General features: G+C 71.5%; 16 protein-coding genes and 2 riboswitches. Of the genes, 7 read left to right on the forward strand and 9 right to left on the reverse strand.

What is annotated here, in order from left to right; genetic code table 11:
- Positions 1-189: 189 nt before the first annotated feature.
- The 5 genes from ACZ52R_RS03200 to ACZ52R_RS03220 form a co-directional block, all read right to left on the reverse strand.
- On the reverse strand, positions 190-1,236 hold the full coding sequence (locus ACZ52R_RS03200) for a C40 family peptidase (RefSeq protein WP_465621506.1): 1,047 nt from the start codon (positions 1,234-1,236) through the stop codon (positions 190-192).
- A 226-nt stretch (positions 1,237-1,462) separates the two neighbouring features.
- Complete coding sequence (locus ACZ52R_RS03205) at positions 1,463-2,596, reverse strand: C40 family peptidase (protein WP_360492436.1); 1,134 nt, start codon at positions 2,594-2,596, stop codon at positions 1,463-1,465.
- Between the two features lie 10 nt (positions 2,597-2,606).
- A riboswitch (cyclic di-AMP (ydaO/yuaA leader) is annotated at positions 2,607-2,760 on the reverse strand.
- 337 nt (positions 2,761-3,097) lie between these two features.
- Positions 3,098-4,135 carry a C40 family peptidase gene (locus tag ACZ52R_RS03210; RefSeq protein ID WP_360492439.1) on the reverse strand — a complete coding sequence of 346 codons (1,038 nt, stop codon included), beginning with the start codon at positions 4,133-4,135 and terminating at the stop codon, positions 3,098-3,100.
- Between the two features lie 200 nt (positions 4,136-4,335).
- Entirely contained in the window at positions 4,336-5,637 is a 1,302-nt protein-coding gene (locus ACZ52R_RS03215; protein WP_360493015.1) for an NYN domain-containing protein, read from the reverse strand.
- A 341-nt stretch (positions 5,638-5,978) separates the two neighbouring features.
- The gene (locus tag ACZ52R_RS03220; protein ID WP_360492442.1) at positions 5,979-6,242 is read right to left on the reverse strand and encodes a hypothetical protein; all 264 of its coding nucleotides are present in this window, start codon (positions 6,240-6,242) and stop codon (positions 5,979-5,981) included.
- 202 nt (positions 6,243-6,444) lie between these two features.
- Between ACZ52R_RS03220 and ACZ52R_RS03225 the strand changes: the two genes are divergently transcribed.
- Together ACZ52R_RS03225 and ACZ52R_RS03230 are read left to right on the forward strand one after the other, a co-directional pair.
- Positions 6,445-7,227 carry a rhomboid family intramembrane serine protease gene (locus ACZ52R_RS03225; RefSeq protein ID WP_465621509.1) on the forward strand — a complete coding sequence of 261 codons (783 nt, stop codon included), beginning with the start codon at positions 6,445-6,447 and terminating at the stop codon, positions 7,225-7,227.
- A gap of 41 nt (positions 7,228-7,268) precedes the next feature.
- Complete coding sequence (locus ACZ52R_RS03230; RefSeq protein ID WP_030240061.1) at positions 7,269-7,550, forward strand: Lrp/AsnC ligand binding domain-containing protein; 282 nt, start codon at positions 7,269-7,271, stop codon at positions 7,548-7,550.
- A gap of 13 nt (positions 7,551-7,563) precedes the next feature.
- On the opposite strand, the gene ACZ52R_RS03235 is transcribed toward ACZ52R_RS03230, so the two are convergent.
- The 3 genes from ACZ52R_RS03235 to ACZ52R_RS03245 form a co-directional block, all read right to left on the reverse strand.
- The gene (locus ACZ52R_RS03235; RefSeq protein ID WP_465621511.1) at positions 7,564-8,940 is read right to left on the reverse strand and encodes an aminotransferase class V-fold PLP-dependent enzyme; all 1,377 of its coding nucleotides are present in this window, start codon (positions 8,938-8,940) and stop codon (positions 7,564-7,566) included.
- Positions 8,941-8,992: 52 nt separating this feature from the next.
- A riboswitch (SAM riboswitch) is annotated at positions 8,993-9,112 on the reverse strand.
- 107 nt (positions 9,113-9,219) lie between these two features.
- Complete coding sequence (gene trpD / locus ACZ52R_RS03240) at positions 9,220-10,296, reverse strand: anthranilate phosphoribosyltransferase (RefSeq protein ID WP_465621513.1); 1,077 nt, start codon at positions 10,294-10,296, stop codon at positions 9,220-9,222.
- A gap of 120 nt (positions 10,297-10,416) precedes the next feature.
- On the reverse strand, positions 10,417-10,842 hold the full coding sequence (locus tag ACZ52R_RS03245; protein ID WP_360492454.1) for a response regulator: 426 nt from the start codon (positions 10,840-10,842) through the stop codon (positions 10,417-10,419).
- A 397-nt stretch (positions 10,843-11,239) separates the two neighbouring features.
- Here ACZ52R_RS03245 and ctaE point away from each other — a divergent pair, with 397 nt between their 5' ends.
- The 5 genes from ctaE (at position 11,240) to ACZ52R_RS03270 (ending at position 16,059) form a co-directional block, all read left to right on the forward strand.
- Positions 11,240-11,860, forward strand: a complete 621-nt coding sequence (gene ctaE, locus ACZ52R_RS03250; protein ID WP_196949465.1) for an aa3-type cytochrome oxidase subunit III — start codon at positions 11,240-11,242, stop codon at positions 11,858-11,860.
- Positions 11,861-12,048: 188 nt separating this feature from the next.
- Positions 12,049-12,858 (forward strand): cytochrome bc1 complex diheme cytochrome c subunit, encoded by an 810-nt coding sequence (gene qcrC / locus ACZ52R_RS03255; RefSeq protein WP_360492457.1) that lies wholly within the window; start codon positions 12,049-12,051, stop codon positions 12,856-12,858.
- A gap of 8 nt (positions 12,859-12,866) precedes the next feature.
- Positions 12,867-13,919, forward strand: a complete 1,053-nt coding sequence (qcrA, locus tag ACZ52R_RS03260; protein WP_465621516.1) for a cytochrome bc1 complex Rieske iron-sulfur subunit — start codon at positions 12,867-12,869, stop codon at positions 13,917-13,919.
- A complete protein-coding gene (qcrB, locus tag ACZ52R_RS03265) occupies positions 13,916-15,574 on the forward strand; it encodes a cytochrome bc1 complex cytochrome b subunit (protein WP_360492462.1) in 1,659 nt (552 codons plus the stop codon). Before qcrA ends, qcrB begins: the two co-directional genes overlap by 4 nt.
- 113 nt (positions 15,575-15,687) lie before the next feature.
- Positions 15,688-16,059 carry a GntR family transcriptional regulator gene (locus tag ACZ52R_RS03270; protein WP_465621520.1) on the forward strand — a complete coding sequence of 124 codons (372 nt, stop codon included), beginning with the start codon at positions 15,688-15,690 and terminating at the stop codon, positions 16,057-16,059.
- Between the two features lie 69 nt (positions 16,060-16,128).
- On the opposite strand, the gene ACZ52R_RS03275 is transcribed toward ACZ52R_RS03270, so the two are convergent.
- On the reverse strand, positions 16,129-17,385 hold the full coding sequence (locus ACZ52R_RS03275) for a L,D-transpeptidase (RefSeq protein ID WP_465752594.1): 1,257 nt from the start codon (positions 17,383-17,385) through the stop codon (positions 16,129-16,131).
- Positions 17,386-17,433 lie beyond the last annotated feature (48 nt).

The following is a 17,433-nucleotide window of genomic DNA, read 5'->3' on the forward strand; positions in this document are numbered from 1 at the left end:
GCCGGTCGGCCGCCTGGCGGGCCGGTGCCGCCGCCGGGGCGACCGGCGGCAGCGACAGCTGGGCCAGCCCGCCGGCCGCGAGCAGCAGCGCACCCCGCCGGGACAGCGTGCGGCGGGTCCTGTCCGTCGGGTGGGGGTCGTGGGGGCCCGCTATCGGGTGGGGGTCGTGGGGGCCGGGCGGCGACGCGCTCAGAGCCGGACCACCCCCGAGACCGGCATGGCGTTGACGCTCTCGTAGCGGACCTTGGCGCCCGGGTAGGGGGCGTGCACGATCACGCCACCGCCGGCGTACATGCCGACGTGGTGCATGTCCCGGTAGAAGATCACCAGGTCTCCCGGTCGCGCTTCGGAGAGGCTGATCCGCTGGCCGGCGTACGCCTGGGCCTGCGAGGTGCGCGGCAGGGTCACTCCGGCCTGCCGCCAGCTGTAGTACATCAGACCGGAGCAGTCGAACGCACGGGGCCCGGTGGCCCCGTAGACGTACGGCGCGCCGACCATCCGGACCGCGGCCGCCAGCGCGGCGGCCCCGCGCTCGGAGGCGGGCGGGGCGGAGCCGAGGTCCAGCCGGTCGGTGCCGCGGGTGGCGCGCTGCTCGGCGTCCCGGGCGTCCTGGGCGGTCATCCTGGCCCGCTCGACGGCGCCCAGGCCGTTGAGCAGCTTCTGTGCCGTGGTCAGCCGCTGCTGGATCTGCTGCTTGCTGTCGGCGAGCGAGCGGCGGGTCTGGTCCAGCTCGGCGAGCTTGCCGGCGGCCTCGGCGCGCCGTTGGTCGAGCCGGCGCTGGCGGGTGACCAGCTCGTGCAGCGTCTCCTGCTGCCGCTGCGTCGCCTGGCCCATGGTTCGGGCGCGGGCGAGGTAGTCCTCCGGGTCGGGGGACAGCATCAGCCGGGCGGTCTGGGTCATCCCGCCGCCGCGGTACTCGGCCCCGGCCACGGTCGCCAGGTCGCCGCGCAGCTCGTTGAGCTGGTCCTGGGCGACGGCGATCTCGCCCTGCAGGATCGTGGTCTCCCCCTGGAGCCGCCGCTGGGCCTCCTGGGCCGCGTTGTACCTCTCCGAAGCCTGCTCGGCCTCGTCGTAGAGCTGCTCGACCTGTGTCTTGACGTCCTTGCGGTCGGCCGGGTCCGGGCTGCCGGGGGCGGCGTGGGCGCTGCCGCCGGTCGCCATGCCGAGCGCGGTGGTGGCCGCCGCCGTCAGCACCAGCGCACGGACGAGCAGTTGGGAACGGCGGTGCACGGGCATGGTGGCAGCGGCTCCAATCCTGCGGCGCGGCCCCGCCGCCGCCCCACTGCGGGCGGTCGTCGAGCGGGAGTCCGGTGGCAGACGTTAGCGAGTCCGGGCAAGCGAGTCCAAACCCCTCCGGACCCGAATATTTGACCCGTAATCGGACATCAGCCCGAGCCGCCGAAAAAGCCGCAGGCCCGGCCTTCCGTGGAGGAAGACCGGGCCTGGAAGCGCCGAGTACGGATCAGACCCGCACGATGCTGGTCAGCGGCATGTTGGTGACGGCCTCGTAGCGGACCGAGGCACCCGGCTTGGGCGCGTGCAGCACCTGGCCGTTGCCGGCGTAGATGCCGACGTGGTGGGCGTCCCCGAAGAAGATCAGCAGGTCGCCGGGCTGGGCCTGGGACAGGTCGCTGCCGATCCGGGTGCCGGCGTGCGCCTGCTCCTGCGAGGTGCGCGGCAGCGAGACGCCGACCTGGTTGAACGCCCAGACCATCAGGCCGGAGCAGTCGAAGGAGGACGCGCCGGTGGCGCCCCACACGTACGGGCTGCCGACCTTGGAGGCGGCGGCGGAGAGCGCGGCTGCACCGCGCGAGCTGCCGGGGGCGACCGGCTTGGCGACCGGCGAGGCCGGGGCCGGGGCCGAGCCCGCGGAGAGGTCGGTGCGGCTGTTGTCGCGGGAGGCGCGGTCGGCGGCCTGCTGGGCCTTCACCGCGGCGTCGGCCTGGGCCTTGGCGTCGGCGGCGGCCTTCTCCTCGGCCGCGCGCAGCGCCTGGCGCTCCTGCTCGGTCAGGGTGTTGAGCAGGTCCTGGGCGGCCTTCAGCTTGTTCTGGACCTCGTCCTTGGAGGCCTTCAGCTGCTGGGTGGTCGACTCCAGCTCGGCGAGCTTGCCCTGGGCCTCGGTGCGGTCCTGGTCGAGCTTGCGCTGCTGCTCCTGGAGCACCTTCAGCTGGTTCTTCTGGGTGTCGCCGGCCTGGTTCAGCGCACCGGCCTGGTTGAGGAAGCTGTCCGGGCTGGACGAGAACATCAGCTGCACGGTCGGGGATATGCCGCCGTTGCGGTACTGCTCCCCGGCGATCTCGGCCAGGCCGCCCTGCAGGTCGGTCACCTGGTCCTGCTGACGGGCCACCTGGTCCTGCAGGCCGGAGACCTGCTTCTCCAGCGTCTGCTGCTTCTCCTGGGCGGCGTTGTACTGCTCGGTCGCCACCTCGGCCTGCTCGTTGAGCTGGTCGACCTGCTCCTTGACCTGGTCCTTGGTCGGCTGCGGGTCGGCGTGGGCGCCGGACTGCGCGGAGAGGGCGACGGCTGCGGCGGCGACACCGGTCAGGATCGAGACACGGGCGCGGCCGGCTGGCTTGGGACGACGATGGGACGCCACGAAGGCGGGCTCCTTCTTCCTACGTCCGCCTACCGGGTGAGCTGACGGGTTCGGGCCGGAAGCATGCCCTACGACGCCTCACGGCCGTTCCAGCGGCCGACCTGGCGCCGATTCACCCCGGAGGAACGTGGTTCCCCGGCTCCGCTGCGCAGCACCCCCGACTACTGGGCTCCCCTGTCGGGCAGTCGCTTCGACCTGCCCCGCTGCCTCGCGAACTCGACGGTAGCCACCGCCGCCACCCCGGCTGGGTGATCGACACTGCGATGGCTCGGTGCATGACCCTAGTAACTGAACCGTGATCGGTTCAAATCCTTGTCAGAAAAAAGACGGAAGATTACCCAAGTTCTTTTGTGAAAATGACCGATGGTAACCGCCGCCCCACGCAAGGCTGATCAGGTCTCACCCGATGCTCGCGAAACGGTCGAAAACCCGAACGCCACCCCCGATCGGGGGTGGCGCGGATCACAGGGCTCGGGCGAACCCCTTCGGCGTGTCGGGCCGTCAGACCCGGCGGATGGTGTTGATCGGCATCGCGTCGGCCTTCATCACCTTCACCACGTCACCGGTGTGCGGCGCGTGGACCACCATGCCGTTGCCGATGTACATCGCGACGTGGTGCATGTCGGGGCCGTAGATGACCAGGTCGCCCGGCTGAGCCGCCGCCAGTCCGGGCACCGCGGTGCCGTAGTGGCCCTGCTCCTGCGAGGTGCGCGGCAGCGAGACGCCGGCCTGGCCGTACGACCAGACCATCAGGCCCGAGCAGTCGAAGGTGCTCGACCCGGTGGCGCCCCACACGTACGGCGAGCCCTGCTTGCTCATCGCCTTGGCGAGGGCCACGGCCGCGTAGCCACTGGCCGGCGGCAGGCTGCTCAGGTCGACCCGGTCGCTGCCGCGCGAGGCCCGGTCGTCCTGCGCCTGCTGGGCCTTCAGCGCGGTGCGCTCGGCGGCGCTCAGCGAGTTCATCAGGTCCTGGGCGGCCTTCAGCTTGGTGTTGACGTCCGCCTTGGCCTGGTTCAGGTCCTTGGTGGTGGTGTCGAGCGAGGCCAGCACGGCGGCCGCCTCGGTCTTCTCCTGGTCCAGCCGCCGCTGCTGGTCCAGCAGCCCCTTGAGCGCCTCCGCCTGGGTGGTGCTGGCCTGCTGGACGGTGGAGGCCTTCTCCAGGTAGCCGGACGGGTCGGAGGAGAGCATCAGCTGGACGGACGGGTCGATGCCGCCGGTGCGGTACTGCTCGCCCGCCACCTCGGCCAGGCCGGCCTGCAGCTGGGTCATCTGCTCCTGGCCGCGGGCCACCTGGTCCTGCAGCTGGTCGGCCTGCTTGCGCAGCTGCGTGGCCCGCTCCGTGGCGCCGTTGTACTTCTCTGCCGCCTGCTCCTGCTCTTGCTGGAGTTGGTCGATCTGCGCCTTGACGTCCGTTTTGTTCGGCTGCGGCGCGGCGTGCGCGGCTACCTGGGCGGAGAGTGCGACCGCGGTCGCAGCGGCCGCGGTGAGCACGGAGACCCGCGCGCGGCTCGGCTGCTTGGGACGGCGGTGGGAGGCCAAGGGACCGGCTCCTTCTTCCAACGGACTCACCCGATTGGATGAGATTCCGGAAAATAGGTTTGACGCCAGACCCTAGTGCGGATCTATCCGCTTTGCCACTCCCCCGAAGGCGTGAACTCTGTTTCCCACACCGACTTCACCGGACCCGCACACCACCACGGACCCAAGGCTGACCAGGAGTCATCCTACGCGGCCCGCGCTCAGGGCCGGGCCAGCCGGTTCAGCAGCAGCACCGAGGCGACCGGGCGCGCGCCCGCCTTCCGCACGCCCTCCGCGACCTCCCGGTCGGCGGAGACCACCACCACCGGACGGCCCTGCGGCTCGGCCCGCACCAGACGGCGAATCAGCTCGTCCGCGGTCTCCCCGGTCCGGCTGAACCGTACCCGGACCCCGCGCGGCGGTGCCATGATCACCGGAACGTCCAGGTCCTGCCCGTCGAACACACAGGTGACCTCCGCCTGGGTGCGCTGGGCCAGCATCGCCAGCCCGCCCAGCAACCGGATCCGCTGCTGCTCCAGCGGCAGCGTCGGATAGCCGGTCTTGGTCACGTTGTAGCCGTCCACCACCAGGTGCACCTGCGGGATCGCCAGCAGCTGGTCCAGCAGCGCCGGGTCGTCCTCGGCCAGCCCGCGCCGCGCCACGTCGTGCGGCGAGGCCGCCCCCGGCACCACCGCCTCCACCAGGTCCGCCGGGCGGATCTGGGAGACCGGCAGCGCCAGCTCCCGCTGCAGCCCCTGGGCCGACTGCAGCACGGTGTCCAGCAGCAGCCGCAGCCGCATGTCCTCGACGCTGCGCCCCTCGCGAGCCGACCGGCGGCCCTGCTCGGCGGCGTTCTCCAGCTCGGAGACCCGGTGCTTGAGCCGCCGCGCCTCGGTCTCGGCCGCACTGCGCTCGGCCGCGCCCTGCGCCTTCGCGGCCTCCAGCTCCCCGGCCAGGCGGCGCGCCTCGGCCTGCGCCCGGCGGGTGTCACTCTCCAGCGACCGCACCTTCTTGCGCAGCGACTCGGCCTCCCGCCGGACGCCCTCGAACTCCGCGCGCTGCCGCTCCAGGTCCGCCCGTGCGGCGGCCCGCACCTCGGCCAGCTCGGCCTGCAGCTTCTCCGCGAGCCGGGCCGCCTCCGCGGCCGCGTCCTCGGCGCCTGCCCGCTCGACCTCCTCGCCGACCTCGGCGACCAGCCGGCTCCAGCCCGCCGAACGCACCAGGTAGGCGGCGGCGGCGACGTCCATCGGATCGGCGGCGCCCGGGACACTGCCCGACTCCAGCGCCCTCACCAGGTCCGGCTGCCCCAGCCGCAGCCGCTCCGCTATCCGCACCCGGAACGCCGGCTCCGCCTCCAGCGCGGCCGCCAGCGCGGTGGCCGCGTACTTGGCGCGCCGCGCGGGGGTGAACTTCACGTACTGACGCAGGCTCTGCGGGAGCTCGCCCGGCGGCAGTCCGCCCAGCGCGTCCGAGGCCAGCCCGACCACGCGTCGGCGCACCCCCTCGGGCAGCGGCCGGTCCAGCTTCTCGGCGACGTGCTCCGACCCGGGCTCAGCGGACTCGGAGGGCTCAGGGGACTCAGAGGTGTCAGGGGTGTCTGGAGTGTCTGGGGTGTCTGGGGTGTCGGGCGCAGCGCTCTCCGCCGGTCCCGTCCCGGCGTCCGGCACCTGCTCCTGCGCAGCGGGCCGAAGCCCCTGCGCTTCGCCGGGCTCCTTCGCTGCGTCCACCACGTCCTCGGCTCCGATCCTGTTTCCGGCGGGGTACGGCCGCGACCGCCCCCTGTCGTCACGCTCCGTGCGTCTTGTCTGTATTGTCCCGTGCGGCGGACGGGCGCGCGGCGCACCGCCCACCACACCGGCGGGGATCAGCCCTGCTCGGTCGGGGCCTCCGCGCCCTCGGCACCCGGGCGGGCCACCAGCTCGACCTGGTCCACGGCGTTGCACCAGCGGCAGCGCACCGACTCGATGGTCTCGCTCAGCACCTCGGTCTCCTCGACCTTGGAGTCGCCGGCCAGGTCGAAGTGCAGGAACTCGGTGACCCGCGCGCTGCGGGTGACATCGAACCGGGTGAGGTTGCCGCACAGCGTGCAGCGCCAGCGCGTCTCGGCGGTCAGGGCGGGGACGGTCATCGGGGGGTCCTCTCGGGTGGTCCCTGCGTGGGCCAGGCGCTCCCCCCGGAGCCCCGGCATCGGCGGCGGGAGGCGGGATTGCCCGCCCCAAGCCTATTGCCTGGGGCAACCATCGCGACCACCGGTCAGCGGAATAGCGGGGCTAGTCCACCTGCCGTAAACCGCCGTGTCACCTGCGGCGCCCGGAGGGATGCTTGGCCGCATGGCGCTCGCGGCCCCCGACCACACCGCCGAGCGGGGCGGCCGGCCGGAGGCGGCCGCCCCGGCGGTCACCTACGCCCTGATCGCGGTCAACACCCTGGTCTTCCTGCTCGGCCCGGCCGCCGGACTCAATCCGCTGTACGGCACCGGCCAGGCCCGGGTCTGCGCGGAGCAGCGGTACGAGCAGCGCTGGGGCGCCGTCCCGGCCGAACTGCTGACCGGGCGGCCGCTGACCGCCGCGCAGTTGACGGAGGCCCCCGACCCGGTCCCCGGCTGCCCGGCCGCCCCGACCCCGGGCAAGCACCCGGCGCTGTCCGCCCTCACCGGCCTCTTCCTGCACGCCGGCTGGCTGCACCTGCTGGGCAACCTGCTCTTCCTCCACGTCTTCGGCCCGGCCGTCGAACGGCGGCTGGGCCGGGCCCGGTACGCCGTCTTCTACCTGGCGGCCGGCAGCCTGGCCACGTACGGCTTCGCGCTCGCCGAGGCGCACGCGCCGGATTCCACCCGGGTGCTCATCGGAGCGTCCGGCGCGATCTCGGCCGTCCTGGGCGCCTATCTGCGCCTGCACCCGCGCGCCCGGGTGACCACCCTCGTCCCGCTGTTGTTCTTCCTGCCGCTGCGCTTCCCGGCCTGGCTGGTGCTCGGCCTCTGGTTCGCCCTGCAGTGGTGGTCGGTGCATTCGGCGGGCCCGGGGGTGGCCTACCTGGTCCACGTGATCGGCTTCTCGGCCGGCTTCCTCTACACCTGCACGGTGGTTCGCCACCCCTCGCGACGACCCGGCTGACGCCCGATACGCTGGCGGCACCCCACAAAGGAGCCCGAACAGTGATCACCGCCATCGTCCTGATCAAGACCAGTGTCGACCGCATCCCGGAGATCGCCGAGGCCATCGCCGCCATCGAGGGCGTCAGCGAGGTCTACTCGGTGACCGGCGGATACGACCTGGTGGCGATGGTCCGGGTGCGCCGCCACGACGACCTGGCCGAGGTCATCCCGGGCCGGCTCAACAAGGTCCCGGGCGTGGCCCACACCGAGACCCAGATCGCCTTCCGCACCTACTCCCAGCACGACCTGGAAGCCGCCTTCGCCCTCGGCCTGGACGAGTAGCGGGGCCGGGGCCTCAGCCCTCCCGGCGGGTGTCCACGACGCAACGCCCGCCCTCGTTGCGGTAGTTCCAGGCCGCGCCGTCCGTGACCAGCTCCCGAACGGCGGTCAGGAAGCGGTCGATGTGCTCGTCCGGCGTCCCGGCGCCGAAACTCACCCGGATCGCGTTCAGGCTGCGCTCGCCCGGCAGCGAGGGCTCCGGCGCACCGCACTCCGACGGCGGGGTGTCCTCGTCACCGAGCAGGGTCCGCACCAGCGGGTGGGCGCAGAACAGGCCGTCGCGCACCCCGATGCCGTACTCGGCGGACAGCGCGGCCGAGAAGTGCGAGCTGTTCCAGCCCCGGACGACGAAGGACAGCACGCCCACCCGGGCGGAGCCGGCGCCGAACAGGTTCAGCACCTTGACCTGGGGGATCCGCGCCAGCCCCGCGGTCAGCCGGTCGACCAGCTGCCGCTCGCGGGCCTCCAGCGCGTCGAAGCCGGCCTCGCTCAGCGCCCGGCAGGCCGAGGCGATCGCGTAGGCGCCGATGACGTTCGGCGAACCGGCCTCGTGCCGGGCCGGGCCGGTGTGCCACTGCACGGCCACCGAGCCGTCCGTCTCCCGGGCCACCGTGCGGGTCGCTCCGCCGCCGGCCAGGTACGGCTCGGCCGCGTCCAGCCAGTCCGCCCGGCCGGCCAGCACCCCGGCGCCGAACGGCGCGTAGATCTTGTGGCCGGAGAAGGCGATCCAGTCGACGTCCAGCTCGCGCACCGAGACCCGGTGGTGCGGGGCCAGCTGGGCGGCGTCCAGCACCACCCGGGCGCCGTGCCGGTGCGCGGTCTCGGTCAGCTCGGCGACCGGCCACAGCTCGCCGGTCACGTTGGAGGCGCCGGTGACGCAGAGCAGCTTGGGCCCCTCGGGCGCCTCGGTGAGCGCGGCGTCCAGGGCGGCCACCGCCTCGGCCCGCGAGCGCGGCGCGCGCAGGTAGGTGACGCCCAGTCCGGCGTGCGCCCAGGGCAGCAGCGAGGCGTGGTGCTCGGTCTCGAAGGCGAACACCCGGGTGCCGGCCGGAACGGCGCCGGCGAGCAGGTTGAGCGAGTCGGTGGTGGCCCGGGTGAAGACCACCTGGTCGCCCTCGCGCAGGTCGAGGAACTCGGCGACGGTGCGGCGGCTCTGCTCGAAGAGGTCGGTGGACAGCTGCGAGAGGTACCCGGCCCCGCGGTGCACGCTGCCGTAGTACGGCGCGTAGGCGGCGACGTCGTCCCACACCCGCTGCAGCGCCGGCGCGCTGGCCGCGTAGTCGAGCGCCGCGTAGCCGACCTTGTCACCGCTGGCGAGCGGGACCTGGACGTCGGCGCCGAGGACCGCGAGGGGGGTGCCGATCTCGGTGGCGATTTCGGTGGAGAGAGACATGAGGATGCACTCCTTCGGGGGTATGGGACCCCGGGAGTGCCAAATCGTCGGGCGTCCGCGCTTGCCGCACGGACGGTTTGCCGTGGCGACCCGGTCCTCACCCAGGGCACCCCGCCACGGACGGAGGGTTGCCGGACAGCAAGCTGGGGCTTTGGCGCTGTCACTCATGACCTGCCGAAGACTCTAGGTCGGGTCCAGCGGGTGGTCAAACGGGCATCCACCATCCGGACAGCCGGGGAGCCCGCGCCGGCGTACCGGCGCGGGCTCCCAACTACCGCTTCAGCTCCGGCTGGTGGCCTCCGACCAGCGCCGCAGCAGGTCCTGCGCGGCGCCCGAGTCGATGGCCTCCGCCGCCCGCGCCATGCCCGCCGCGAGCTGCTCCGCCAGCGGCGCGTCGCCCAGGTCGAGCGCGACCAGCGCCGCCGCCGTGTTCAGCAGGACGGCGTCCCGCACCGGCCCGCGCTCGCCCGCCAGCAGCCGGCGCGCGACCTCGGCGTTGTAGGCGGGGTCCCCGCCGCGCAGCGTCTCGATGCCGACCAGTTCGATGCCGACCTCCCGCGGGTCGAAGGAGGTCTCGGTGACCACCCCGTCGCGCACCACCCACACCCGCGAGGTGGTGGTGATGGTCAGCTCGTCCAGCCCGTCGTCGCCGCGGAAGACCAGCGCCGTCGAGCCGCGCCGGGCGAGCACGCCGGCGATCAGCCCGGCCAGCCGGGTGTCGAAGCAGCCGATGGCGTGGGAGGTGACCTTGGCCGGGTTGGTCAGCGGGCCGAGGATGTTGAAGGCCGTCGGCACCCCGAGGTCGCGCCGGGCGGTGGCGGCGTGCCGCATCGAGGGGTGGAACTTCGCCGCGAAGCAGAAGGTGAGTCCGACCTCCTCGGCGACCTGGGCGACCCGCCGGGCGGAGAGGTCCAGCGCCACGCCGAGCTTCGCCAGCACGTCCGAGGACCCGGTGGACGAGGAGGCGGCCCGGTTGCCGTGCTTGACCACCTTGGCGCCGGCGGCCGCCGCGACGATCGCCGACATCGTGGAGATGTTGACGGTCTTCGCCCGGTCGCCGCCGGTGCCGACGATGTCCACCGCCGGGCCGGGGATCTCCAGCGGTTCGGCGTGCGCGTACATCGCGTCCACCAGACCGGTGACCTCGTCGACCGTCTCGCCCTTGGCCCGCAGCGCGATCATGAAGCCGGCCACCTGGGCGGGGGACGCCTCGCCGCTCATGATCCGGTCCATCGCCCACGCGGTGGACGAGCGGTCGAGGTCCTCCCCCCGCAACAGCGCCGCCAGGATGTCCGGCCAGGAGCGGACCACCTGCGCGGGGTCGCTACCGCCGTTCGCAGGGTTCACGTTCACCATGGCTGACTCCAGCTGTTGTCGGTTCCCCCGCTCCGGGGGACGTCCGTACGGTTGGGAGCCAGCCTATCCAGCGGCGGGGCGCCTACGGCCCTGTCTTCTCTAGTACTGAGACACCGCCGCTCAGCGGCCGGCCGGAGCCCGCTTCGCCAGCCGTGCCCGCAGCAGGGTGGCGACCGCCTCGGCCAGCGCCACCGGGTCCACCGGTCGGGAGATCGCGGCATCGGCCCGGCTCCAGGCGGCGAGCCAGGAGTCCTGCGGCCGGCCGATCAGCACCAGCACCGGCGGGCAGCCGTAGATCTCGTCCTTCAACTGGCGCCCGAGCCCCAGCCCGCCGGCCGGGACCGCCTCGCCGTCCAGCACGCAGAGGTCCACGCCGCCCTTCTCCAGTGCCTTGAGCACCGCGGGGGTGGTCGCGCACTCCAGGTAGGACAGCTCGGGAAGATCCTCGGCAGGCCGGCGGCCGAGCGCCGTCAGCACCTGCTCGCGGGTGTTGCGATCGTCGCTGTAGACGAGGACGGTGAGCGTCTCATCGGTCGTGTACGCCATGGACCCTGCTCCCTCAAGTGTGATCCGGACCACGTTCGCCTGATCCGGATGCTACTCCCGATCACCCTCCGCCGAGGGCCCCTCGCGCACGTTCCTGCTCAAGGCGCCGCGCCCTGGTCTCACCCGCCTGGAGGACGGCCCGTCACCCGGGCCCGCCCGGTCCACCCGTACGGCCGACCCCGGCCTCTCCCCCCCTACCTCCCGCGGCTACTCCGACCGTGCGGCGACGCGCCGGGCAACGGGGTCGTAGGCTGCCCCGAGGAACCGTCAGAAAAGGGACACGCCGCTGCTCAGCCCCCATCCGGGCACCCCGTCGCCCCCCAAGCGGGCATACCGCACGCACCGGACACTCCGAGGGACACCCCCCGGCGTGAAGACGGAATAAGGGACCGACATAATGTCCGTCGTGGCGACAGCAACAGCAGTAGAAACCGGGCACGCGCACGGATCGGTCAACCGGCCGAACATGGTCAGCGTCGGAACGATCGTCTGGCTCAGTTCCGAGTTGATGTTCTTCGCGGCCCTCTTCGCGATGTACTTCACGCTCCGCTCCGTCAAGGGAGCCGAGTTCTGGACCGAGAAGGCTCACGCCCTCAACGTGCCGTTCTCCTCGGTCAACACCACCGTCCTGGTGCTCTCCTCACTCACCTGCCAGCTCGGCGTGTTCGCCGCCGAGCGCGGTGACGTGAAGAAGCTCCGCATGTGGTTCATCATCACGTTCATGATGGGCGCGGTCTTCATCGGCGGCCAGGTCTTCGAGTACACCGAGCTGGTCAAGAAGGACGGCCTGTCGCTGTCCTCCGACCCGTACGGCACGGTGTTCTACCTGACCACCGGCTTCCACGGCCTGCACGTGACGGGTGGTCTGATCGCCTTCCTGCTGGTCCTGGGACGGACGTACGCAGCCAAGCGCTTCACGCACGAGCAGGCCACCGCCGCGATCGTCGTGTCGTACTACTGGCACTTCGTCGACGTCGTGTGGATCGGCCTGTTCGCGACCATCTACCTGATCAAGTAACCAGCTGATCAGGTCGCTGGCCACCGGCTGCGGCCCCCGCCCTCACCGGCGACGGGCCGCTTCTGCCGGTGCCGACGCTCCCACCGACCGACCGCGCGCGCAGCCCTTAGACAGGCAGCCTCGTGCCGGCCAGACCGGCCGCCGGGTGCACCCACCAGTCGACCAGATCCTGACACCGGGGTTATTCCGTGAAAAAGCTCTCCGCACGACGGCGCCACCCATTGGCGGCGCTGGTCGTCCTACTTCTCGCCCTGGCGGCAACCGGGGGGCTGTACGCCGCGTTCGCTCCCGCCGACAAGGCGCAGGCCGACGTCGCCGCGCAGTCGCTCGCGATCGATGAGGGCAAGAAGCTCTTCGCCGTCGGTTGCTCCTCCTGTCACGGCCTGAACGGCCAGGGCGGCAGTGACGGTCCTAGCCTGGTCGGCGTCGGCTCCGCCTCCGTCGACTTCCAGGTCGGTACCGGCCGCATGCCGGCCCAGCAGCCCGGCGCCCAGGTGCCGCGCAAGAAGAACATCTACACGCAGGCCGAGATCGACCAGCTCGCCGCCTTCGTGGCCTCCCTCGGTCCCGGCCCGGTGACCCCGAAGGAGGAGCAGTACACCTCGACCAACCCGGAGGACATCTCCAAGGGTGGCGAGCTGTTCCGCACCAACTGCGCCCAGTGCCACAACTTCGCCGGCCAGGGTGGTGCCCTGACCAAGGGCAAGTACGCCCCGTCGCTGGAGGGCGTGGACGCCAAGCACATCTACGAGGCCATGCAGACCGGCCCGCAGCAGATGCCGTCGTTCCCGGACACCACCATGCCCGAGGAGCAGAAGAAGCAGATCGTGGCCTTCGTCCGCCACACCACCAGCGAAGAGCCCAACCCCGGCGGTCTCACGCTCGGCAGCCTCGGTCCGGTGACCGAGGGCCTGTTCGGCTGGATCTTCGGTCTTGGCACGCTCATCGCGGTCGCGATCTGGGTCGCCGCCCACACCACCAAGGCCAAGAAGTCATGAGCCACGACATGTCAGAAGAGAAGCTCCCGGAGTCGCACGGCTCCGCCGGCGAGGTCGCCGACCACGGCAACCCCTTCGCCGACCCGGGCCTGCCGGCCCACGAGCCCCGTCGCACCGACATCGACGAGCGGGCCGCGCAGCGGGCCGAGCGCCAGGTGTCGCTGATGTTCGTGATCTCGATGCTCGCCACCGTCGGCTTCATCGCCTCGTACGTGGCCATCGACCCGGACAAGATCGTCTACATCTTCCCGCTGGGCAAGGTCAGCGCGATGAACTTCGCGCTGGGCCTGACCCTGGGCGTCGCCCTCTTCATGATCGGCGCGGGCGCGGTCCACTGGGCCCGCACCCTGATGTCGGACGTCGAGCTGCCGGCCGAGCGTCACCCGATCGAGGCCTCCGACGAGGTCCGCGCGGACGTCATCGACCAGTTCAAGACCGGTGCCGCCGAGTCCGGCTTCGGCCGCCGCAAGATGATCCGCAACACCCTCATCGGTTCGATGGCGCTGGTCCCGCTCTCCGGCGTGGTCCTGCTCCGCGACCTCGGCCCGCTCCCGGAGAAGAAGCTCCAGGAGACCGGCTGGAAGGAGGCGACCCCGGCCAAGCCGCTGCCGCTCGTCAACATGAACACCCTGCAGCCGATGAAGCCCGAGGACATCGCCATCGGTTCGCTGACCTTCGCCATGCCGGAGGGCCTGTCCACGCACGACGAGGACTTCCAGCAGCGGATCGCCAAGGACGCCCTGATGCTGGTGCGCATCGCGCCGGACGACATCAAGGACGACAAGTCCAGGGAGCTGGGCTTCGAGGGCATCCTCGCCTACTCCAAGATCTGCACCCACGTCGGCTGCCCGATCAGCCTGTACGAGCAGCAGACCCACCACGCGCTCTGCCCCTGCCACCAGTCGACCTTCGACCTGGCGGACGGCGCGCGCGTCATCTTCGGCCCGGCCGGTCACCCCCTGCCGCAGCTGAAGATCACCACTGACGACAAGGGCAACCTGGTCGCCACCGGCGACTTCGCGAAGCCTGTCGGCCCGAGCTTCTGGGAGCGTGCTCGATGAGTAGCGCGAGCAGCACCACCACCGGTGCCGCCAAGCCTTCCAGCACGCGTGCCAAGCCCACCAACAAGTGGGAAGCCGCGGCTGACTGGACGGACGGCCGGCTGGGGATCTACTCCCTCGCCAAGGCCAACCTGCGGAAGATCTTCCCGGACCACTGGTCCTTCATGCTGGGCGAGATCTGCCTCTACACGTTCGTCATCATCATCCTGACCGGTGTCTACCTGACGCTGTTCTTCAAGCCGTCGATGGCCGAGGTCGTCTACAACGGCTCGTACGTGCCGCTCAAGGGCATCGGGATGTCCGAGGCGTACGCCTCGACGATGAACATCAGCTTCGAGGTCCGCGGCGGTCTGCTGATCCGTCAGATCCACCACTGGGCCGCCCTGGTCTTCGTGGCCGCGATGCTCGTGCACATGATGCGCGTGTTCTTCACCGGCGCGTTCCGCAAGCCGCGTGAGATCAACTGGGTCTTCGGCTTCCTGCTGCTGGTCCTGGGCATGTTCGACGGCTTCTTCGGCTACTCGCTGCCGGACGACCTGCTGTCGGGTACCGGTATCCGCTTCATGGAAGGCGCGATCCTCGCCGTCCCGCTGGTGGGCACCTACGTCCAGATGTTCCTTTACGGGGGCGAGTTCCCCGGCACCGACATCATCCCGCGGTTCTTCACGATCCACGTGCTGCTGATCCCGGGCATCATGCTCGGCCTGCTGGTGGCGCACCTGATCCTGGTCTTCTACCACAAGCACACCCAGTGGGCGGGCCCGGGCAAGACCGAGAAGAACGTCGTCGGCATGCCGCTGATGCCGGTCTACATGGCCAAGGCCGGTGGCTTCTTCTTCCTGGTGTTCGGCATCATCGCCGCCATGTCGGCGATCGCCTCGATCAACCCGATCTGGGCGTACGGACCGTACCGTCCCGACCAGGTGTCCACCGACGCCCAGCCGGACTGGTACATGGGCTTCTCCGAGGGCCTGATCCGTGTCATGCCGGGCTGGGAGATCAGCCTGTGGGGCCACACCCTCAACCTGGGTGTGTTCGTCCCGCTGATGATCTTCCCGCTGGTCCTGGTCGCGATCGCGGTCTACCCGTTCATCGAGGGCTGGATCACCGGTGACAAGCGCGAGCACCACATCCTGGACCGTCCGCGCAACGCCCCGGTCCGCACCGCCCTGGGTGCCGCCTGGATCAGCCTGTACCTGGTGCTGCTGATCGGTGGTGGCAACGACCTGTTCGCCACCCACCTGCACCTGTCGCTCAACGCGATCACCTACTTCGTCCGCGTCGGCTTCTTCGCCGTCCCGGTGATCGTCTTCATCATCACCAAGCGCTGGTGCCTCGGCCTCCAGCGCCGTGACAAGGAGAAGGTGCTGCACGGCCGCGAGACGGGTGTCATCAAGCGCCTGCCGCACGGCGAGTTCATCGAGGTGCACGCCCAGCTGCCGCAGAAGGACCTGCACAAGCTCACCGCGCACGAGCAGATCCAGCCGGTCCAGCTGCCGGCCCAGACGGACGAGAACGGCGTGGCCCGCAAGGCCGGCGTCGTCACCCGCACCCGGGCCAAGCTGTCCCGCGGCTTCTACGGCGAGGGCAGCCAGATCCCCAAGCCGACCGCCGAGGAGCACCACGAGATCACCAGCGGCCACGGCCACCACTGATCCCGTACCCGCGTCACCCCGAGGGCCGCTGACCAGAGTTCATCTGGTCAGCGGCCCTCGGGCTTTTCCGTATCCTCCGGTTCCGTACCCGCCCTCGCCCTCAGGAGCTTCCCGTGCAGCTGTCCGTCGACTCCGCGTCCGCCACTCCCCCGTACGAGCAGATCCGCGCCCAGATCGCGGAGCGGGCCCGTACCGGGGACCTGCCGACCGGGCTGAAGCTGCCCACCGTACGGGCCCTGGCCGAGGAGCTGGGGCTGGCCGCCGGCACCGTCGCCCGGGCCTACCGGGAGCTGGAGGCGGACGGCATCGTGGAGACCCACGGCCGGCGCGGCACGCTGATCGCCGCCGCCGGGGACACCGCGCACCGGCTGGCCGCCGCGGCCGCCACCGAGTACGCCGAGCGCGCGGACCGACTCGGGCTCTCCCACGCGGACGCCCTGGCCGCGGTGGTCACCGCGCTGGGGCTGGCCTACCCCGAGGCCTAGCAACGGGACCCGGCGGCAAGGCTCGGCAGTGGCCCTGGCAGCGGGGCCCGGCGGGGGCTTCGCGGGCCCTCAGACCTCCGGGCGGATCATCCCCGCGGCCGGGGCCTGGCCGGCCGGTGCGGTGGTGCTGAGGGGCTGTCCGACGGCGCTGTGCTTGACCCAGTCCGTCCAGGTGACGTTCCAGTCCCCGAAGCCGTTGCCGAACGCCTCCATCCCGGCGCCGCGGCTGTTCACCACCGTCACCAGGTCCCCCACCCGGGTGTTCTCGTAGAACCACTTGGCGTTCTCGGTGCTCATGCCGGTACAGCCGTGGCTGACGTTCTCCACGCCCTGCGAGCCGATCGACCAGGGCGCCGCGTGGACGTACTCGCCGCTCCAGGTCACCCGGGTGGCCCACTGCACGTCGAGGTTGTACGACTCCGAGCTGCCGGCGGCTATGCCGATGGTCTCGCCGCTCATCCGGACGGACCGCTCCTGGCCGAGCACCACCTTGATGCCGTTGCGGGTGTCGAACCCGGGCTTTCCGGTGGTGACCGGGATCGTCCGCACGACCTCGCCGTCACGCTTCAGGGTGAGCTCGTGGGCGGCCGCGTCGACCACCGACTCGACCCGCTCGCCTATCCGCAGCTTCAGCGAGCTGCGGTCGCCGCCGTAGAGGCCGTCCGCGATCCGGCTGCCGGTGTCGTCGAAGGCCAGCGTGACGGTCGTCCCGGCCGGCCAGTACTCCTCCGGGCGGAAGTGCAGGTTCTTGTCGTCCACCCAGTACCAGGCGCCGGTGACGGCGGGCTGGGAGGTGACGGTCAGGGCCTGCTCGACCTCCCGGCGGGCCTGCGGGTCCTTCACCGCCTCGGAGAGCTGCACGGTGAGCGGCTGGCCGACCCCGTAGACGCCGCTGCCGGAGGAGTCCGGGCCGAGCTTGGCGGTGAGCAGGCGCTGGGCGGCGAGGGTGCTGAAGTCTTCGGTGGTGTCGCCGCGGCCGCCCTTGCCGTCGTCGGCGGCGATGCGGACGGAGTACGTGGTGGCGGCCTTCAGCCGGCCGGTGGTCCGCCAGCTGCGCTGGTCGGCGGCGAGTTCGCCCGCGACCACCCGGCCGTCCGGGCCCACCACGGTGACGTCGGTGAGCCGACTGCCCTGCACGGCCGTCACGGTGACCGGCTGGGCCGGGTCGACCTTGCCGTCCGCCGAGAGGTGGACCAGCGGGGCCGCGTCGATCCGGTGCGGCCCGGCGGACTCGTCGTCGCCGGACGAGCAGGCGGCCAGCGGGGCCAGTACTACGAGGGTCAGCGAGATGCTGCCTATAGCTGCGATTCCGCACCTGTCGGGCATGACCGCCTCCGGGGTTCGCACGATTGATCAGATCGTAGGAACGCCTAC

The sequence above is a fragment of the Kitasatospora sp. NPDC034023 genome (assembly GCF_055575795.1).